At 38.2% G+C, this 21165-nt stretch carries 15 protein-coding genes; 13 read left to right on the top strand and 2 right to left on the bottom strand.

The genetic code is table 11. From position 1 onward, the window contains the following. Positions 1–6: 6 nt before the first annotated feature. From Q0039_RS02955 to Q0039_RS02940, 4 genes are all read left to right on the top strand, one after another. Positions 7–1827 carry a chloride channel protein gene (locus Q0039_RS02955; RefSeq protein WP_297508823.1) on the top strand — a complete coding sequence of 607 codons (1821 nt, stop codon included), beginning with the start codon at positions 7–9 and terminating at the stop codon, positions 1825–1827. 201 nt (positions 1828–2028) lie between these two features. Next, positions 2029–4857 (top strand): excinuclease ABC subunit UvrA, encoded by a 2829-nt coding sequence (gene uvrA, locus Q0039_RS02950; protein WP_297508820.1) that lies wholly within the window; start codon positions 2029–2031, stop codon positions 4855–4857. Positions 4858–4868: 11 nt separating this feature from the next. Next, on the top strand, positions 4869–5792 hold the full coding sequence (locus tag Q0039_RS02945) for an alpha/beta hydrolase (protein ID WP_297508817.1): 924 nt from the start codon (positions 4869–4871) through the stop codon (positions 5790–5792). 151 nt (positions 5793–5943) lie between these two features. After that, positions 5944–6315, top strand: a complete 372-nt coding sequence (locus Q0039_RS02940) for a hypothetical protein (protein WP_297508814.1) — start codon at positions 5944–5946, stop codon at positions 6313–6315. A 14-nt stretch (positions 6316–6329) separates the two neighbouring features. Here the strand turns inward: Q0039_RS02940 and Q0039_RS02935 are convergent, their stop codons facing one another. After that, positions 6330–6710 carry a DUF1508 domain-containing protein gene (locus Q0039_RS02935; RefSeq protein ID WP_297508811.1) on the bottom strand — a complete coding sequence of 127 codons (381 nt, stop codon included), beginning with the start codon at positions 6708–6710 and terminating at the stop codon, positions 6330–6332. A gap of 301 nt (positions 6711–7011) precedes the next feature. Between Q0039_RS02935 and Q0039_RS02930 the strand changes: the two genes are divergently transcribed. The 5 genes from Q0039_RS02930 to Q0039_RS02910 all read left to right on the top strand — a co-directional run bounded on the left by Q0039_RS02930 (position 7012) and on the right by Q0039_RS02910 (position 15660). Then, on the top strand, positions 7012–7737 hold the full coding sequence (locus tag Q0039_RS02930; RefSeq protein ID WP_297508807.1) for a TIGR00730 family Rossman fold protein: 726 nt from the start codon (positions 7012–7014) through the stop codon (positions 7735–7737). A 216-nt stretch (positions 7738–7953) separates the two neighbouring features. Beyond that, on the top strand, positions 7954–9387 hold the full coding sequence (locus Q0039_RS02925; RefSeq protein WP_297508804.1) for an MBOAT family O-acyltransferase: 1434 nt from the start codon (positions 7954–7956) through the stop codon (positions 9385–9387). Next, the gene (locus Q0039_RS02920; RefSeq protein WP_297508801.1) at positions 9387–10280 is read left to right on the top strand and encodes a hypothetical protein; all 894 of its coding nucleotides are present in this window, start codon (positions 9387–9389) and stop codon (positions 10278–10280) included. Before Q0039_RS02925 ends, Q0039_RS02920 begins: the two co-directional genes overlap by 1 nt. Beyond that, complete coding sequence (locus tag Q0039_RS02915; protein WP_297508798.1) at positions 10277–13081, top strand: aminopeptidase; 2805 nt, start codon at positions 10277–10279, stop codon at positions 13079–13081. The genes Q0039_RS02920 and Q0039_RS02915 overlap by 4 nt, the downstream gene beginning before the upstream one ends. 179 nt (positions 13082–13260) lie before the next feature. Further along, on the top strand, positions 13261–15660 hold the full coding sequence (locus Q0039_RS02910) for an alpha-ketoacid dehydrogenase subunit alpha/beta (RefSeq protein ID WP_297508795.1): 2400 nt from the start codon (positions 13261–13263) through the stop codon (positions 15658–15660). A 94-nt stretch (positions 15661–15754) separates the two neighbouring features. On the opposite strand, the gene glyA is transcribed toward Q0039_RS02910, so the two are convergent. Then, the gene (glyA, locus tag Q0039_RS02905) at positions 15755–17029 is read right to left on the bottom strand and encodes a serine hydroxymethyltransferase (RefSeq protein WP_297508792.1); all 1275 of its coding nucleotides are present in this window, start codon (positions 17027–17029) and stop codon (positions 15755–15757) included. A 112-nt stretch (positions 17030–17141) separates the two neighbouring features. Here glyA and fahA point away from each other — a divergent pair, with 112 nt between their 5' ends. From fahA to Q0039_RS02885, 4 genes are all read left to right on the top strand, one after another. Further along, positions 17142–18428, top strand: coding sequence for a fumarylacetoacetase (gene fahA / locus Q0039_RS02900; RefSeq protein ID WP_297508789.1), 1287 nt, complete (start codon positions 17142–17144; stop codon positions 18426–18428). Positions 18429–18872: 444 nt separating this feature from the next. Beyond that, positions 18873–19136, top strand: a complete 264-nt coding sequence (locus tag Q0039_RS02895) for a hypothetical protein (protein ID WP_297508786.1) — start codon at positions 18873–18875, stop codon at positions 19134–19136. Positions 19137–19211: 75 nt separating this feature from the next. Next, positions 19212–20087: a carbon-nitrogen hydrolase gene (locus Q0039_RS02890; RefSeq protein ID WP_297508784.1), complete on the top strand. Its 876-nt coding sequence runs from the start codon at positions 19212–19214 to the stop codon at positions 20085–20087. After that, on the top strand, positions 20077–21162 hold the full coding sequence (locus Q0039_RS02885) for an agmatine/peptidylarginine deiminase (protein WP_297508781.1): 1086 nt from the start codon (positions 20077–20079) through the stop codon (positions 21160–21162). The genes Q0039_RS02890 and Q0039_RS02885 overlap by 11 nt, the downstream gene beginning before the upstream one ends. The last annotated feature ends 3 nt before the right edge of the window (positions 21163–21165 follow it).

Here is a 21165-nt window from a genome sequence, read left to right as displayed (position 1 = left end):
TGTATTATGCCCACCCGAAAAACAGCGACGGTATTATTGTTTTTACGAAAAAATCTTCGCCGCTTAGAAGCTCTTTTCTTTGGGGCGAAAGCCGTGTTGTCGGAGCGAAATTTTTTGTATTTGTCCTGTGTTGCAGTAGCGATTTCCTGTGCCTTAGCAGTGATCGTACTTAAAAACTTTGCCCACAATGTTTTCTTATTTGCCAATTATGTTAACCAATACCTTAAACTTCCCTATGCTAATAGTATTTTCCCTATTGTTGGGATTATACTCACCGTTATCGTTATTCGTAAATTTTTAGACGGTTCTATTGAAAAAGGAAGTTCGCAAATCCTCTATGCTGTGGCTAAAAAAGGAGGCATCTTACCGCGAAAACAAATGTATGCACAAATTGTTACGAGTTCGCTTACCGTAGGATTGGGCGGCTCGGCTGGATTGGAGAGTCCGATTACCATTACCGGCGCTGCATTTGGCTCCAACTATGCCCAAAAATACCGTTTATCACAAAAAGACCGTATTCTATTATTAGCTTGTGGTGTTGCCGCAGGTATAGGTGCTGCATTTAATGCACCCATTGCAGGGGTACTTTTTGCAATCGAAGTTGTGCTAACCGATGTGAGTATCTCTGCTTTTATTCCAATAATGATTTCGGCAGCCACCGGTGCTTTAGTATCAACGATTTTATTAAGTTCCGATATTTTACTGCGATTTAAGGAAATCAAACCTTTTGATTACCATAACATTCCCTACTACATCCTCTTGGGTTTAGCTTCTGGTTTTGTTTCGGTATATCATGCCCGAAATTTTAGAAGGGTTGAGCATTTTTTCAACCGTTACAATTTAAATTCGTACCGCCGCGCTTTGGTGGGGGCCTTTTTATTGGCCGTTTTGATTTTTTTCTTTCCGACGCTCTTTGGAGAAGGTTACGAAAGCATAAAAACGCTATCAACAATGCATCCTGAAGTCTTATTGGACAACACCCTCCTCCAACCTTTCAAATCCAGTGAATGGGTATTGCTGGGGTTTGTCGGACTCATCGTTTTTCTCAAATCGATCGCAACCGGACTCACTTTAGGTTCTGGAGGAAATGGTGGCAATTTTGCACCCTCTTTGTTTGTAGGTTCATACCTCGGTTTCGCTGTTGCCAAAACGATGGCGCTTATCGGAATTAATAATGAACTTCCTTTAACAAATTTTATCATGGTGGGAATGGCCGGTATTTTAAGTGGCTTATTTCATGCACCTTTAACCGCTATCTTTTTAATTGGAGAAATCACAGGAGGTTATGATTTAATGGTTCCGTTAATGATCGTCTCATCGATTAGTTTTGCCGTTTCCAAAAAGCTTGAAAAGCATTCGATGGACGTTAAAGTATTAGCCGACAAAGGAGAGGTGTTTACAGGCGATAAAGACAAAAATATTTTATTGAGTATCGACTTTTTATCTCATGTTCATTGCAATATTGACACTTTTCAACTCCACGATTCGGTTGATCAAATCATTGAGGCAATGCGATCCTCCAGTCAACCGATTTTTCCGGTTTTGGATGAAAAAAACAAACTGCTTGGTGTTTTGAATGTAGACCATCTTAAGACCATAGTTTTTAACCCCTATCGGGTAAAATTTGGAACGATCAAAGAATGGATGCAATCAACCGGTATCATCATTAATCATGATGATGGAATGGAGGTAATTATGGATAAATTTGATACCACGAAACAAACCGCTTTACTCGTTTTAAAATCGGGTAAGTTCTTCGGAATCGTATACAAAAGTGAGCTTTTAGAAACCTACCGCCAAACCTTGAAAGGAATGGTAATTGACTAGGTTAAAGACCGAAATCTTTTTCACTTTTTGATTGTAATCGTTGGAAGTTGGATTTTTAATTTTTTGAATTCAATAGTTCATTTTATATCCATACAACTTACCCACTACGAATCGCTTCAAACTGCAACAGTCGATGAAGTTTTCCCAATCAATTGGTAATCCAAGGCAGATAATGTACCTTTGTATTTTCCCAAAAAAATAATGCAAGAACAACTCGAAACCATTGAAGTGATTGGTGCCCGTGCCCACAATCTGAAAAATATCGACATTGCTATCCCAAGGGAGCAACTGGTGGTAATTACCGGGCTCTCAGGATCTGGAAAATCGTCACTCGCCTTCGACACTATTTACGCCGAAGGACAGCGCCGCTATATTGAAACTTTTTCGGCTTATGCCCGACAGTTTTTGGGAGGACTCGAACGTCCCGATGTGGATAAAATTGACGGTTTATCGCCTGTGATTGCCATTGAGCAAAAAACGACCAGTAAATCACCGCGCTCTACCGTGGGTACGATAACCGAAATCTACGATTTTCTGCGGCTTCTTTATGCACGCGCTGGTGAGGCTTACAGCTACAATACGGGAGAAAAAATGGTTTCCTATTCTGATTCGCAAATCAACGACCTCATAATAGATCAGTTCAATGGAAAACGGATTAACCTACTTGCGCCAGTTGTTCGCGCACGAAAGGGACATTATGCCGAATTATTTCAGCAAATTGCCAAACAAGGCTTTGTAAAAGTTCGCGTTAACGGAGAAATTAAAGACATAACTCCCGGCATGAAACTCGATCGCTACAAGACCCATGATATCGAAATTGTCATCGACCGTATGGTACCAACTCACGACGATGATACCCATAAGCGTCTTGCCGAAAGTATAAAAACAGCAATGTATCATGGTGAAGATGTCATGATGGTGATTGAACAAGATCAAAAAGAGGCGCGCTTTTTTAGTCGCACACTTATGTGTCCCACCACCGGAATCTCCTATCAAAATCCAGAACCTAATTTATTTTCATTCAACTCCCCAAAAGGTGCTTGTAGTCACTGTAATGGTTTAGGTACTGTTAATGAAATAAATCTCAAAAAAATCATCCCCGATTCTCGTTTATCGATTGCAAAAGGCGGTTTGGCTCCTTTGGGCGAATATAAAAGTTCGTGGATGTTCAAACAATTGGAAGCCATTGGTGAAAAGTTTGGGTTTAAACTCACCGATCCAATAGAGAAAATAGCAGAGGAAGCCCTGGAAATGATACTTAATGGAGGCAACGAACGATTTACGATAGCCGCCAAAACAGCGGGTGTAACCAAAGAATATAAAATCGAGTTTGAAGGAATCGCCGCATTTATTAAAAACCAACATGATGACGCGTCATCTACTTCTTTAAAACGTTGGGCAAAAGACTTTATGGACGAAATTGTATGTCCCGAATGCAACGGTTCGCGTTTGAAAAAGGAGTTGTTATATTTTAAAATTAACAATAAAAATATAGCCGATCTATCAGCAATGGATATCGCCGAATTAACCGATTGGTTTTTGGCATTGCCCGAAACTCTTTCAAATAAACAAAGAACCATTGCAACCGAAATTCTAAAAGAAATCAATGACCGTTTACGGTTTTTAATGGATGTCGGACTCAATTACTTGTCCCTAAATCGGAGTTCGAAATCACTTTCAGGAGGTGAAGCCCAACGCATTCGATTGGCTACCCAAATAGGATCACAACTCGTGGGCGTGCTCTATATTTTGGATGAACCGAGTATTGGACTCCATCAACGCGATAATGAACGGCTGATAACATCATTGAAAAATTTACGCGACATTGGAAACTCTGTTTTGGTAGTTGAGCATGACAAAGACATGATTGTTGAAGCCGATTATGTAATTGATATTGGACCGAAAGCCGGCCGTTTTGGTGGACAAATTATCAGTAAAGGAACACCAAAAGAACTGCTTAATGAAACGACCATTACCGCACAATATCTAAGTGGAAAAATGGCTATTCAAGTTCCAAAAAAACGCAGAGAAGGCAATGGAAAATCGATTAAATTGAGTGGAGCTTCTGGTAATAATTTGAAAAATGTAACCGCTGAATTTCCACTTGGAAAATTAATCGGTGTTACGGGAGTTTCAGGAAGTGGAAAATCGACGTTAATCAACGAAACCCTCTACCCCATTTTAAACGCGCACATCTACAATGGGGTAAAACGACCGATGCCCTTTAAAAAAATTGAAGGCCTCGAACATATTGACAAAGTGATTGACATTGATCAGAGTCCGATTGGCCGCACGCCTCGTTCCAATCCTGCTACTTATACCGATGTATTCGCTGAAATCCGAACGCTATTTACCCAAACGCCCGAAGCGATGATTCGTGGCTACAAAGCAGGTCGATTTAGCTTTAACGTGTCGGGCGGCCGTTGTGAAACCTGCGAAGGCTCGGGCGTTCGCACTATTGAAATGAGCTTTTTGCCCGATGTTTATGTAGCATGTGAAACCTGTCAGGGAAAACGATTTAACCGCGAAACCCTAGAAATTCGATATAAAGGTAAATCCATATCCGATGTATTGAATATGACGGTGGATGAAGCCGTTGATTTTTTTGAAAACATCCCGAAGATTTACCGTAAAATAAAAACAATTCAAGAGGTAGGTTTGGGATATATTACTTTGGGCCAACAAAGTACGACTCTTTCAGGAGGCGAAGCCCAGCGCATCAAATTAGCCACCGAATTGGCAAAAAAAGATACTGGTAATACCTTCTACATCATGGACGAGCCCACTACGGGATTGCATTTTGAAGATATTCGAGTACTGATGGAAGTGATCCAAAAATTGGTCGACAAAGGTAATACCGTATTGATCATCGAACATAATTTGGATGTAATCAAACTCGCCGATCACATTATTGACGTGGGTCCCGAAGGCGGAAAAGGCGGTGGACAAATCTTATGTGTGGGCACCCCAGAAGAAGTCAGTAAAAACAAAAAAAGTTACACGGCACGTTTTTTAGCGAAAGAACTTTAATAGTGAAATTCATGCGTCAAGTATTTGTATATTTCCTTTTACTAATTACACCTGCAATAAACGCTCAAACCCTCTACTCCAAAGCGTTTGGCAACCCGCAAGATAAACCGTTGTTATTTATGCACGAGGGGCCTGGTAATAATTGTGCCCGGTTTGAATTTACAACTGCGCAACGCTTGGCTGACCAAGGTTTTTATGTGATTGTTTATGACCGAAGAGGCGAAGGACGCAGCACAGACCCCAATGCGGAATATTCGATAGCAGAGGCCAGTGTTGATATTCAAGGGTTAATGCAACAGTACCAATTACAAAAAATAACGTTACTCGGTCACCGTTTTGGGGGAATGTTGGCCGTATTATTTGCACGTATCCATCCCGAATTGGTCCAAGCCGTAGTGTTAATTGGCACTCCAATTTCGTTACAAGAATCGTATACCCAAATCATTACTCAATGTAAAACGATTTATGAAACCAAAAATGAGATGTCTAATTTAAAGTATATAGGACTGCTTCAAGCGATGGATCCAACATCAATTATGTATGCATCCTATTGTATGCTTCATGCGCAGCGTAACGGACTTTTGCGTCCCAAAAAACCAACTCTTGAAGCCCAAAAAATTTATAAGTCGATGCAATCCATTTCAGAATTAAAAAAATGGAACGACCAATTTACTCAGGAAGCGGTTTTGGGGTTTGCCCAAAATGATAACTATACAACCCTAAATCTTTCAGAATTTATCCAACAATTAAACCAAAAAAACATTAATGTATATGGGTTTTATGGGCAAGATGATGGATTTTTTTCAAATGAACAAATGAGCAATTTGGAACGTTTACTTCCAGAAAATCATTTGTACTATTGGCCACAATGTGCATTAAATGTGTTTATCGATCAGCAGGCACTGTTTTTAGAAACGTTAAAAAAACGATTGTAGCAATAATTCAATAAACATTGAATATTTTGGATGCTTTTTTTAAATAAAACTTTAACATTTTTAAATTGGGTGCTGTATTTTTAGATTAAACAAAATCAACTATTTTCGCACCAACAAAAATAAAAGCCTTTTAATAGGATTTTTTTAAGCCATGAAGCATTTTTACCATCAAACCTTTCTTTTTTGGGTCATCACTAAATTTTTATTTGCGATAGCTGGTATTGGCAGTTTTTTTAGTATGCTGCGAATGTTTGATTCTTTTGAAAAGTTTAATTTAATCGCGAATTTAGTAATTCTCATCTATGCGCTTTTTTTGGCTTACAGTGCGTATTCGGATATTCGTAGTGAAAAACCCAATGCATTTATTCGAATTGTTACCGGCAGTATCTCTGTAATTGTTGGATTATCAATTTTTGGATTAATTGTAATGAATCACACTAAAAATCCATTGATTGCTTTTTTGCTTTCCTTTTGGGTCATCCTTTTAGGGATTTATGAATGGATGCAGGTAGAGCGAACGTAAATAATCTTGTTTTTTTAAGACGCAACCGAAATTCCCAAACTGATTTCTTCAATTGGAAAGATAGGATCAAGTTCGGTAAAATCCAAAACTTCTGATTGAGCTACATTACGAAGGATTTCATCAATTCCTTTTTGAAGTAATCGCTCGGTAGTATATTTACGACTGGTAGCTAAAACTAAACCGTCTTTTGAAATTCGAAAAAACAACTTTCCACCACTCGCTTTTATTTTAGTGAAAGAAAACGATTCGGTATGGTTTTGTATATGAGCAATCATCCGTTCACAATCCGATTTGTGTTTACAAGCAATACTTGTAAAAACGGTTTTCCCTTTGCGGGAAGCAAAAATAAATTTGTAATCGCCATTAATTCGTTTACTGATAACAAATGCGCCCATGCATTAAAAATAAGGGTTCATTACAAAAATAGAGGTAAAGTCAACCGTCTTAAAAGTTGGAATAAAAAGTTATCAAGATATTTTATTAACAAAACAATGCCGATGTGTAAAACCTTGAATTTAACTTCCAAATAACTTTTATTTGGACGAAAAATTGCCACAAATACGTTTGAAAATATTGTCGTATCTTAGCTCGCTTTTTTTAGCCCGGGTTGAGCCATTGTTGAAGCTCGCCCGGAGGGAAGCGACTGGCGAAGACCGGAAAAAGCTCCCAAAAAATAACACTAATATCTTTTGAATTATGGCATTTGATGATTATAAAAATGAAGAGGAGAAAATCCAGGACAAAATGAAGCAAAAAACCTGGAATGAAATTCGCACAAACGACTCATGGGCGATTTTCAAAATCATGTCAGAATTTGTTAATGGCTATGAGACTATGGCCCGTATTGGTCCATGTGTCTCCATTTTTGGATCGGCACGAACAAAACCCGATCATCCGTATTATGCATTAGCCGAACGGATCGCATACAAAATTAGCAAAGCGGGTTATGGCGTAATTACAGGCGGAGGGCCAGGAATAATGGAGGCTGGAAATAAAGGAGCACACCGAGGAGGAGGAACATCGGTAGGATTAAATATTGAATTACCCTTTGAACAACATTTTAACCCATATATCGATAAGGATAAAAATTTAAATTTCGACTATTTCTTTGTACGCAAAGTAATGTTTGTGAAGTATTCCCAAGGCTTTGTTGTTATGCCTGGTGGTTTTGGAACATTGGATGAATTATTTGAAGCCATTACTTTAATCCAAACCAAAAAAATTGGCAAATTCCCAATTATCTTGGTTGGTTCTGAATTTTGGAGCGGACTTCTTGAATGGATTAAATCGGTAATTATAGAAAAATACCACAATGCCAATCCAGAAGATATGAACTTAATCAAAGTAGTGGATACCGAAGACGAAGTAGTTGAAGCCTTAAATAACTTCTATAAAAAATACAATTTAAGTCCGAACTTCTAAACAAGTAGATTCCAAATTGATCCAATAGCCCAGCTGTTGGATTTTTTTTATAGTCTTGACAAATTAAACAAATAACGTACTTTTGCGCGCAGTTTGAGCATTCGGCTTTTAGCAATTAGCTATCAGTGGACAGTGTTCACAAGAATCACTAATTCTAGTCACTAGTCACTAATCACTAGTCACTAATCACAAATCACTAGTCACTAAAGAAAAAAAATGTATTTCAACTCGTTTCATTTTGCTGTTTTTTTACCCATAGTTTTTATCTTTTATTGGGTAATTGGTGGAAAACGCCGCAGTGGGCAAAACCTGCTTTTGATTTTAGCGAGTTATTACTTTTATGCCTGTTGGGACTGGAAATTTTTATTTTTACTGATCTTTTCTACGCTTCTCGATTACGTTTGTGCACTTTATATAGAAAAACAAAATAGCCGCAGAGGAAAACTGCGTTGGCTTTGGTTGTGTGTTGGAATCAACGTAGGTTTTTTGGGGATATTTAAATACTATAATTTTTTTGCCACTTCCTTTGCTGCTTTATTGGGTGGTTTCGGATTTCAAGTGCATCCCTATATTCTTGATGTAATCTTACCTGTTGGAATTTCGTTTTATACCTTTCACGGTCTTTCATACAGTATCGATATATACTATGGACGGATCAAAGCCGAACGAAATTTTGTTGATTATTCGCTGTTTGTGAGTTATTTCCCTTTGCTCGTAGCAGGGCCAATAGAACGCGCAACACACCTCCTCCCCCAATTAAAAACGAAACGCAATTTTAACTTTGAAAAAGCCAAAGAAGGGGTTTACCAGATTATTTGGGGATTGGTAAAAAAAATTGTAATTGCCGACTCGTGCGCCAATTATGCCAATGAAATTTTCAATCATGCAGGTTCTATGAACTCATTATCGCTCGGTTTAGGGGCCGTTTATTTTGCTTTTCAGATTTATGGTGATTTCTCAGGCTATTCGGATATCGCGCTTGGGACCTCTAAACTCTTTGGGATTGATTTGTTGAAAAACTTTAATTACCCCTATTTCTCTCGTGATATAGCCGAATTTTGGCGTCGTTGGCACATCTCGCTTTCTTCTTGGTTTCGGGATTATTTATATATTCCTTTGGGCGGAAATTCAGGTGGCAAAGGGATGCGCATTCGCAATACTTTCTTGATTTTTTTGGTTAGCGGATTTTGGCATGGCGCAAATTGGACCTTTGTAATTTGGGGACTAATTAATGCCCTTTATTTTTTACCCTTATTGATTTTCAACCGAAACCGTAAAAATATAGACGCAATTGAATTAAAACCCAATTGGGAAGCTGTGCGAACATTATTCAGCATCGTAATTACGTTTGCGCTGACTTGTTTTGCTTGGATCTTTTTCCGGGCCGAAAACCTAACTAAAGCTATTGCTTATATCCAACGAATGGTTACCAACGGAAAATTTCAAGAGCAATACTTTACTATAGAGCGCTATAATTATGAGTTAATTTGGTTGTTGCTGGGATTTATTGCCTTTGAATGGGTGCATCGCTACCGCGTAGAGCCCCTGTCCGGTCGGTGGAGTTGGGCAAAATTAACAGTTTGTTTAGCGGCTTTATTTGCCTTGGGTGTATATTCCGATTATAAAAACTTTATTTATTTTCAGTTTTAATGAAAAAATTTGCTTTCTTTTTGTTAAAAATAGTCGGACTGGCCTATATCACTCTTGTTGGCTTGGATTTGCTTTATACAACGGTGTACACGCAAAGCACTATAAAGCGCAACAAAATTAGCTACTTATACGAATCCAAAAACAAGTCATACGATGTCGTTTTTTTAGGTTCTTCAAGGGTTAACAACCATTTTGTTCCAGAAGTATTTACAAAAGCAGGACTAAAATCGTTCAATTTTGGCATCACCCGCTCACGGCTCGAGGAATCGGCTTTAATGCTTGAACTCATGATTGAGCGAAATTACCAAATCAAAACGTTGATTTTGCAGGTTGATTTAAACATCAACACTAATGATCATTCTGAAGCTATTCGGTCTTTATTTATGCCCTATTTGCATCAATCCAAAACGATACGGAATTATTACCAAAACATCAATGAATACCCCTATTTAGTGTACATTCCATTTTACCGCTACATGCATTATGATGCGCGTACTGGATTTCGTGAAATGTATAAAACACTTACCCATGAACCCACCAATCAATTGTTTCATGATGGTTTTTATCCCTTGCTAACCAATCAACATCCATTAGTGCCAGCAGACCTGCGTAAATACAGCCCTAAACGGAATATTGCCTATGAAAAAATTAAGCAGTTATGTTCCAAACACGGGATTCGTTTGATTGCGATGACAACCCCAATTTGTTCACAAACAATCAATCGAGAATATTTTGACCAGATTAAAAAGGTTTACCCCGAAATTCTTAACTTTGAAAATGCTGTAACCGAGGACAAGTATTTTTCTACTTGCGGTCACATGAACAAAGACGGGGCTTATCAATTCACAAAAGTGGTTTTGGATAGCCTTTTTAAACCCCAAATAAAATCTTGAAAAAAATAGGCATTATTATTGGTTTTTGGTTGTATTCCATCGGAATGATAGGGCAACATACAACCGAACTTACGGTAGACTATTTGCCCGAAAAACTAACTTTAAAAGTCTATCAAGAACTTGTTTTTGTCAATACAACCGAACATGCGCTTGATCATATTATTCTTAATGATTGGAATCATGCGTATTCCGCCAGAAATACCCCACTAGCTGAGCGCTTTGCAGATGAATTTATCCGTAGTTTTCATGTCGCAAGTGAACGTCAACGAGGTTCGACCAACGGATTAACAATCATTGATGATCAAAAGTCATTATTAGATTGGAACCGTCTTGTAGATCATCCCGATATTATAAAAATTAATCTCCCGCAACCCTTACAAGCCGGGAGTGCAATTCATTTAACCCTTACCTACTCTTTAAAACTTCCCGATGCCACTTTTACAGGGTATGGTTATTCTGGAGAAAGTGAACTGAATTTAAACCAATGGATGTTGAGTCCTGCCCGACAAATTGATGGTAAATTTGTAGTGTATAGCAATTTAAATATTGACGATGCGGCCAATGCACCCATGCAGGTGCGCTTGACCGTCAGACCAAACGGTTACTATGCAATAAGCGACTTGGAGCAAATAGGCTATACAGAAACCGAATATCAATTTGAAGGCAAAAACCGGCTGAACGTTCGCTTACATTTGGTCAAAAACAATACGTTTTTGGGTTTTAAAAATCAAGATATTGAACTTATTTCCAATTTAAATGAACGCCGAATCAATGATTTACATAAGGCACTAATCGTTGATAAAATTCGCGCATTTGTCGATAAGAATTTGGGTACTTCAGGAATTCCAAAATTTACGATAGCCCAAAGTGATTATGACCTAAATCCATTTTATGGTTTGAATCAGTTGCCCAATTTTATTCGGCCATTTCCCGATGATTTTGTATATGAATTGAAATTTTTAAAAACTTATGTACACAACCGTTTAAAAGGGACGTTACGCTTAGATCCGCGCAAAGACAATTGGCTCTTTGATGCGATTCAAATTTATGTAATGATGCATTACATAGACGAACATTACCCCAAATACAAAATGATGGGTTCGTTGGGGAGAATAAAAATTATAAAAGGCTATCGATTATTGTCTTTAGATTTTAACGAACAATACAGCTATTTCTATATGCTGATGGCCCGAAAAAATTTAGATCAGCCCTTGGGTGAATCCAAAGACAAATTATTGAAGTTTAACGAGAAAATCGCTTCCAAATACCGAGCCGGTCTTAGTTTTCGTTATTTAGCGGAGTATTTGGGACAAGAAATTTTAGATCAATCCATATTGGAATTTATTGCATTAGCGCAACAACATAATGTTTCTACTCTAGATTTCCATCGTATATTACAAAAAAACAGTGCCCAAAACTTGGATTGGTTTTTTAACACTATTATTAACTCCCGAGAAATCATTGATTACAAGTTTTCAAAAGTTACACGAACAAAAGACAGTATTTCATTTAAATTAAAAAACCGCACGAATACTTTTGTTCCGATACCTGTTTTTGGAATTAAGAAAAAAGAAGTGGTTTTCAAAAAATGGATCTACCCCAGTACCAATGATAGTAGCTATACCTTTGAAAGAAAAGAAGCAGATAAAATTGTATTAAATTATCAAAATATTGTCCCTGAGTTTAACCAACGAAACAATTGGAAATCTTTAAAGCCTTTTTTCATATCAAACCGACCTTTGAAATTTCGTTTTTTAAAAGATTTGGAAGATCCCAATTATAATCAAATCATGTATATCCCAACGATTGGATTTAATTTTTATGATGGGGTTATATTAGGAATGAGTTTAAACAACCGCACAGTATTAGACAAACCAATCACTTTTGATCTTATTCCCTCGTTTTCGACCACATCAACTTCGCTTTCGGGCAGTTTCAATATCACGTTCAATCAATATTTACGCCATTCTAATTTATTTTCAATACGCTACGGAATCGGTGGAAGTCACTTCCGCTATGCTCCCGATGCTACTTATGAAAAATTAACACCTTTTGTTCAATTGCGTATTCGGGAAAAAGAATTACGGAAAAATCATTTACAGTTGATCAACATCCGCAATGTTTATGTTAATCGAGAACCGAGTTCCTATGTAAAAACAACCGGAGAGAATCATTATTCGGTATTGGATTTGCGCTTTACCGATGCAAAAACAACCATTACAAAAACATTTACCTACAGTACCGACCTGCAATTGGCTTCGCAATTTTTGAAAACATCGGGCGAAGTGGTTTACCGGCAATTATTTCAAAATAACCGGCAACTGAACATTCGCTTTTATGGTGGGGTATTTTTGCGTAATAACGACACCAAAGACTATTTTAGTTTTGCTTTGGAACGACCTACAGATTATTTATTTGATTATTCTTTTCTTGGCCGATCGGAAAGTAATGGCGTTTTTCGGCAACAATTCATTACGGCCGAAGGCGGTTTTAAAAGTCGATTTACGAATCAATTGGCCAATCAATGGTTAATGGCAACCAATATTAGCGGAAGTATTTGGAATTGGATTGAAGCCTATGCCGATTTAGGAGTTATGAAGAATAAAAACGCGGATGCAAGTCTTAAAATGGATTCGGGTATTCGATTGAACTTAGTTACCGATTACTTTGAATTGTATTTCCCTGTTTTTTCATCAAATGGATGGGATGTTGGCCAACCCAATTATGCTGAAAAAATTCGTTTTGTTGTGACATTAAACCCCCGATCGCTTGTAGGGCTATTTACAAGAAAATGGTTTTAAACAACGGTATTTTATCAATAAATCTCACATATTTAACTATATCTTTAAACATAACCGAATCATACGCGGTATATCGGACTCATATTTAGAAATAGTTTAAAAAAATAATTAGCCCCAGACATTACAACCTATTGGGTTTTTATCTAAATTTGTTTCGATCACTGAATTGAATTAGTCGTATGACAACACAAAACAACCCTGAAATTACTTTTGAAGATTTTAAAGATGCGGTTTTAAATGATTACAAAATTGCACGTATTAGTCGTGAATGTAGTCTTTTAGGCCGTAAAGAAGTCTTAACCGGTAAAGCAAAGTTTGGGATTTTTGGAGATGGAAAAGAAGTACCCCAGCTAGCATTAGCAAAAGCATTTCAAAATGGTGATTTTCGCTCAGGTTATTATCGCGATCAAACCTTTATGATGGCAATCGGAGCGCTTTCTATTGAGCAATTTTTTGCAGGTTTGTATGGCCATACCGATTTGGATTTTGACCCCATGAGTGCAGGTCGACAAATGGGTGGACATTTTGCTACCCATTCCTTGGATGAAAAAGGTCAATGGAAAAATTTGACACAACAAAAGAACTCTAGTGCTGATATTTCGCCAACTGCAGGTCAAATGCCTCGTTTGTTGGGCTTGGCTCAAGCATCAAAAATCTACCGAAATGTTTCGGGCATACAACAGGATAAATTTTCAATTAATGGAAATGAAGTTGCTTGGGGAACGATTGGAAATGCTTCAACATCGGAAGGTTTGTTTTTTGAAACGATTAACGCTGCTGGAGTTTTACAAGTTCCTTTGGTCATGAGTATTTGGGATGACGAATATGGGATTTCTGTTCACGCCAAACACCAAACCACTAAAGAAAGTATTTCCGAAATTTTAAAAGGATTTCAACGGGAAAAAGATGGAAATGGTTATGAGCTATTTACCGTAAAAGGATGGGATTATCCAGGATTAATTGAAACTTATCAGAAAGCTGCTGAAATTGCGCGCACCGAACATGTCCCCGTTTTAATTCATATTCAAGAGTTAACACAACCGCAAGGTCATTCCACATCAGGAAGTCATGAGCGTTATAAAAATGCTGAACGACTAGCTTGGGAGACTGAATTTGACTGTTTGTCCCAAATGCGTCAATGGATCATTGATTCTCAATTAGCCTCAGCAGAGGCTATTGACCAAATTGATGAAACCTCTAGAAAAGAAGTATTAGAAGGTAAAAAAGCCGCTTGGAATGCCTTTATCAATCCGATAAAATCAGAACAAAAAGAACTAGTTGCATTGTTACAAAGTATTGCTACAACTAGTGCTAATCGCGTTTTTATCGAAAAAGCAGCCGAAAATTTGGCCGGTATTAAAGAACCGATTCGCAAAGACATCATCACTACTGCTCGAAAAACGGTTCGTTTACTTATCGGAGAAAGTGGGCAAATAATTTTAAATGAATGGATAGCTGCCTATACTAATACCATACAGCCCAAATACAGTTCGCACCTATTTTCTGAATCTGACGAAAACGTATTTTCCGGTTGTGAAGTACCTGCTATTTATGAACCAGATGTAGAAGAAGTCGATGCGCGATTGGTTTTACGGGACAACTTTGATGCCTTATTTACCAAATATCCTGAAGCCTTGATTTTTGGAGAAGATTCTGGAACAATTGGTGATGTTAATCAAGGTCTAGAAGGAATGCAACAAAAATATGGCGAATTGCGCGTAGCCGATGTTGGGATTCGCGAAGCGACTATTCTCGGTCAAGGGATTGGTATGGCAATGCGCGGATTACGTCCTATCGCCGAAATTCAATATTTGGATTATTTATTGTATGCTATTCAAATCATGAGTGATGATTTGGCAACTGTACAATACCGAACTAAAGGAAGGCAAAAAGCCCCTTTAATCATCCGAACCCGCGGACATCGCCTTGAAGGAATTTGGCATTCAGGATCTCCTATGGGTATGATTATCAATGCAGTGCGTGGCATTCATGTTTTGGTGCCCCGCAACATGACCAAGGCAGCTGGATTTTATAATCTATTAATGGAAAAAGACGAACCTGCTTTAATTGTAGAATGCTTGAATGGATACCGTTTAAAAGAAAAAATGCCCACCAATTTAGGCGAATTCAAAACGGCTTTGGGTGTCGTTGAAACATTAAAAGTGGGTAACGATATCACCTTGGTTTCTTATGGTTCAACTTTGCGTTTAGTAGCGCAAGCGGCTAATGAGTTGGAAACTGTGGGTATTACTTGTGAAATTATTGATATCCAATCGTTATTACCCTTTGATCTTAATCACGATATTGTAAAAAGTTTAGCCAAAACGAACCGTTTGCTTATTGTCGATGAAGATGTTCCGGGTGGAGCTAGTGCGTATCTCTTGCAACAAATTCTCGAAGTCCAAAAAGGATATGCTTATTTGGATAGTGCTCCTCAAACATTAACAGCTAAAGCACACCGACCAGCTTATGGAACCGATGGTGACTATTTTTCAAAACCCTCTGTTGAAGATATTTTTGAAAAAGTGTATGAAATCATGCATGAGGCAAAACCTCAATTATATAAAAAATTAAACTAAAAAAATCCCGATTTAATCGGGATTTTTTTTCATTCATTGTATTTATAAATTTTTGTAAGGTCAATCGATTTTATATTGAATAACATTAAACCAATTAAAAGACAAACATTGCGCGTTCACTCATCATTGCATTGACTTCATCGGCAACTTGGGCAATCACTTCCTCATCGTTAAGATTCATAAGTACGCGATCAATAAATTCTACAATAATTTCCATATCCGATTCAATTAGACCCCGCGTTGTGATAGCAGGTGTACCAACACGAATACCGGAAGTTACGAAGGGCGACTTGTCATCAAAGGGAACCATGTTTTTGTTCACTGTAATTTCAGCTTTTACCAAAGCATGCTCCGCTTCTTTTCCACTTACCCCTTTATTTCGCAAATCAATCAACATCATATGGTTGTCGGTACCTCCCGAAATAATGTGGTATCCTCTTTTTACAAAAGCAGCAGCCATTGCTTGTGCGTTCTTCTGAACTTGAACAATATACCGGAAAAATTCGTCGGTAAGTGCTTCGCCAAAAGCAACCGCTTTAGCCGCTATAATATGCATTAAAGGACCGCCCTGATTACCAGGGAACACGGCCATATCGAGCACATGAGACATCATGCGAATATCACCTTTTGGCGTTGTTAATCCCCAAGGATTTTCAAAATCTTTCCCCATCATAATCAATCCTCCACGTGGCCCACGTAGCGTTTTGTGAGTAGTTGTCGTAACAATATGGCAATGTGGAATCGGATCATTTAGCAATCCTTTGGCAATTAAACCCGCAGGATGCGAAATATCCGCTAATAATAACGCCCCTACATTATCCGCAATTTCTCGAAATCGTTTAAAATCCATATCGCGTGAGTAAGCTGAAGCTCCTGCAATAATCATTTTTGGCTGCTCTTTGGTGGCAATTTCTTGAATTTTATCATAATTCAATACGCCCGTTTCTTGATCTACACCATAAAATACCGGGCGGTATAATTTTCCAGAAAAGTTAACCGGTGAACCGTGTGTTAAATGACCTCCGTGCGACAAATCAAATCCTAAAATAGTGTCACCGGGCTTTAAACAAGCAGCAAAAACAGCGGTATTCGCTTGAGAACCAGAATGCGGTTGTACATTTACATAATCCGCACCAAATAAAGCTTTGGCGCGATCGATAGCAATTTGTTCAACGATATCCACAACTTCACAGCCTCCATAATAGCGTTTTCCTGGATATCCCTCTGCATACTTATTCGTCAGACACGAGCCTGCTGCCTCCATAACTTGATCACTTACGAAATTCTCGGAAGCAATCAATTCAATACCATGTTGTTGTCTGTCCTGTTCGTCCAGAATTAAATCAAAGATTTGTTCGTCTCGTAGCATTTTTTTATGATTTTTCATTTAAGCACTCCAAAATTACAAATTCTGTTTGTCAAATAGATTGTAAGGTCTATATTTGGTTGTATTTTTTTCAACAATAAATCAACATTTTATTATGCCACAATTTGCCAATAACCCAAACCGTAAATCCTGGCTTCCAGTTCCGGAAAACAGTGATTTCCCTATTCAAAACATACCCTTTGGAGTTTTTTTAACAAAAGAAGATGTGATTACCACAGGTACACGAATCGGGGATTACGCCATTGATATGGGCGCTCTGCAACAATTGGGTTATTTTGAAGGTATTGATTTACCCGACGACATGTTTCTTCAAGACAGTTTAAATGACTTTATTTCCTATGGTAAAAAAACCTGGCGGCAGGTTCGCAATCGCCTCTCCGAAATTTTTGAAAGCAATAACAGTCAATTACGTGACAATACCAACCACCGCGAAGTAGTGATTTTTCATATTAACGATATAGAAATGCTTTTACCGGTTCAAATTGGAGATTACACTGATTTTTACAGCAGTAAAGAGCATGCTACGAATGTAGGCAAAATGTTTCGTGATCCTGAAAATGCGCTACTACCCAACTGGCTTCATATTCCCGTAGGCTATCACGGACGTAGTTCGACCATTGTTCCGTCGGGAGTCCCAGTTCATCGACCTTTGGGCCAAACTTTTCTAGCAGACGCAACAGCACCGGTTTTCGGACCTTCGAAGTTGGTCGATTTTGAATTGGAAATGGCTTTTATTACAACCGATGCAAATATCATGGGGGAAAATGTTCCAGTAAACGAAGCCGAAGAATATATTTTTGGAATGGTATTATTTAATGATTGGAGTGCACGTGATATACAAAAATGGGAATATGTTCCTCTTGGACCCTTTCTTGCCAAAAACTTCGCATCGTCAATCTCACCCTGGATTGTTACTATGGATGCCCTCGAGCCATTTCGAGTGGCGAGTCCAGAACAAAACCCCAAACCCTTACCCTATCTTCAACAGGAGGGCAATCGTGCTTTTGATATCCAATTGGAAGTAGCCATTCAACCCGAAAATGTTGGCGAAACAGTGGTTTCAAGGTCTAATTTTAAATATATGTATTGGACAATGGCGCAACAATTAGCACACCATACGAGTAATGGTTGTCGCGTAAATTCGGGCGATATGATGGGAAGTGGAACCATTTCGGGTCCAACCGAGGATAGCTTTGGCTCTATGCTCGAACTTAAAAAAAAAAAAAAAAATCCATTAACCATGCAAGACGGTAGTGAACGAAAATTTATCAATGATAATGACACGGTGATTATTCGTGGTTATTGTAAAAATGAGGCTATTCGTATTGGTTTTGGTGAATGTTCAAGTAAACTTTTACCTGCTTTACCCTTGAAATCCTAATGTGATGAAAAAAATTGGTTGTGTTTTCGGACTTTTTTTTATTCTACTTGCCTGTGGTGTGCAACAATCTCGGGAAGCTTTAACTTCTGGTAATTACTTCCGCTAAAAATACTAAACGAAAACCGACTGGCTGCTTTTGTCTTTGACACATTTCCTTTAGCGAGTGAATTTATGTTCGAACATATTTACGCTAAGTTTAAGGGTAATAAACAAGCGTGTGATGCTAATTATCTTCCCTATTTTGAAAGGGTTGCCGTAACTTTTCCAACTAATGAACAGATGGTTGCCGATTCAGGACAAAACCTCAAAAATAAATTGAAAGATATTCTAGTACAGCATAAAATTAGAAAGTAAATTTTTACGGTCTGAGTTAAAGTATTCGTTTATTTTGGACTTAAAAATTTTAAAAAATACCTAAATTTGAGTGGATCAAAAATCATTAGTATGTTTACCTTCCGCAAACTTGTAATTTTTTTAAGTGTTTTTTTCCTCTTGAGTTTAGTAAATGTTACGTTTTGCACCTTACTGTTTTGTCCTACTTGTGATTTTGACGACTCTGGATTTCTTTTTCAACTTTTTTTTACTGATGATGCTGCCGATGGTTATCAAGTGTATCCAACTTTTTTCAACATTATTTTTGTAGCAATCCTAAGTTTTGTCTATACTGTAATTTATCCCGACAACTCCAACCGTAAGCGCTTTCGCTAACAAAGTCAACCAAAGAAATTCCTTTACTTTGGCATAATTTTTACTTATTTTTGCAAAAAATATTTTTCCAACACTATGTCAAATGTAACTGTTGGTTTGGTCCAAATGACGTGTACGAACGACAAAGCGGCCAACCTTGAAAAAGCAATTCGAGAAGTGCGTGTTGCCGCCGGGAAAGGCGCTCAAATAATATGCCTTCAGGAATTATTCACTTCCTTATATTTTTGTGATGTTGAAGATTACGCTAATTTTCAATTAGCAGAACCGATTCCGGGTCCGAGTACCCAAACCCTATCCATGGTGGCTAAAGAATTGGGTGTTGTAATTATCGCCTCTTTATTTGAAAAAAGAACACACGGCATCTATCACAATACTACTGCAGTAATCGACGCAGATGGCTCGTATTTAGGGAAATACCGCAAAATGCATATTCCCGATGATCCGGCTTTTTATGAAAAATTCTATTTTACTCCTGGTGATTTAGGTTATAAGGTTTTTCAAACCCAATTTGCTAAAATCGGAATCCTAATTTGTTGGGATCAATGGTACCCCGAGGCGAGTCGTATCACGGCTTTAATGGGGGCCGAAATTTTATTTTATCCAACAGCTATAGGTTGGGCAACCGATCAAGATGAAGAAACAAACCGCGACCAATACAATGCTTGGCAAACCATACAACGTGCGCACGCGGTAGCCAATGGGGTTCCTGTTGTAAGTGTAAATCGCGTTGGATTTGAGCAAAATGGCGCAATGCAATTTTGGGGAGGTAGTTTTGTTACCAACGGTCAGGGAAAATTATTATATTTAGGTTCCCACGACCAAGAAGAAACAACGGTTGTTCCTTTAAATTTAAATGAAACGGATTATTTTCGCATGCATTGGCCGTTTATGAGAGATCGTCGTATCGATAGTTATACACCAATAACCAAACGATTTATCGATGAAGACTAATTGGGCTACACCAAAATCGTTAGGTTATTACTTTCCAGCTGAATTTGCACCACAAGATGCCTTGTGGTTGTCTTGGCCGCATAAAGAAGCATCCTGGCCCGGCAAAATTCATACTATTTTTGAACCCTATGCCGAGTTTATTCTGCAAGTAGCTTCGCATCAACGGGTGTGTATTAATGTGGCCGATCCAACTATGCAAGCGTTTGCAGAAGAAAAAATTAAAAGTGCCGCCTATGCCCAATCAATTAGCGATTTTGATTCGCGTTGGGCGCGCATCACATTTTACCATCATCCTACGAATGATGCATGGTGCCGTGATCACGGTCCGGCCTTTTTACTTCACAAAAGCGAAGCCAAAAAAGCCATTGTAGACTGGGGTTACAACGCCTGGGGCGGAAAGTATCCACCGTTTGACTTAGACGATGTGATTCCTACAAAAATTGGAGAAAAACTAGAATTGCCCGTATTTAATCCGGGAATTGTCATGGAAGGCGGTAGTGTTGAATTTAATGGACGTGGAACACTACTTACAACCACTGCCTGTTTATTGAATGAAAACCGTAATCCCCATTTGAATCAAGCCCAAATTGAGGAGTATTTACACAACTTTTACGGGGTAGAACACATTCTTTGGCTTGGCGATGGAATTATTGGCGACGATACCGACGGTCATATTGATGATATCACCCGATTTGTGAATGAAGATACGGTATTGACTGTGGTGGAGGAAAATAAAAACGATGAGAATTATGAAATTCTTCAAGAAAACTTAAAATTGCTTCACAAAATGCGCTTGGAAAACGGGAAGCAATTGAATGTGGTTGAACTTCCCGTGCCGAAACCGGTAATCTATGAAGATCAAATACTCCCTGCATCGTATGCTAATTTCTATATTTCCAACGAAACCGTTATTGTGCCCACGTTTCAGGATTTAAAAAATGATGATCAGGCATTGGATATAATTCAGCAATGCTTCCCAACACGACGTGTGGTAGGTATTGACTCCGTCGATCTTATCTGGGGACTCGGAAGTTTTCATTGCTTGAGCCAACAAGAACCTTCAATAATTTTATAAAAA

The sequence above is a fragment of the Flavobacterium sp. genome (assembly GCF_027484945.1).
Classification (GTDB): Bacteria; Bacteroidota; Bacteroidia; order Flavobacteriales; family Flavobacteriaceae; genus Flavobacterium.
The sequence above is the reverse complement of the archived record's forward strand: the minus strand, read 5'-3'. Positions and strand labels throughout refer to the sequence as shown.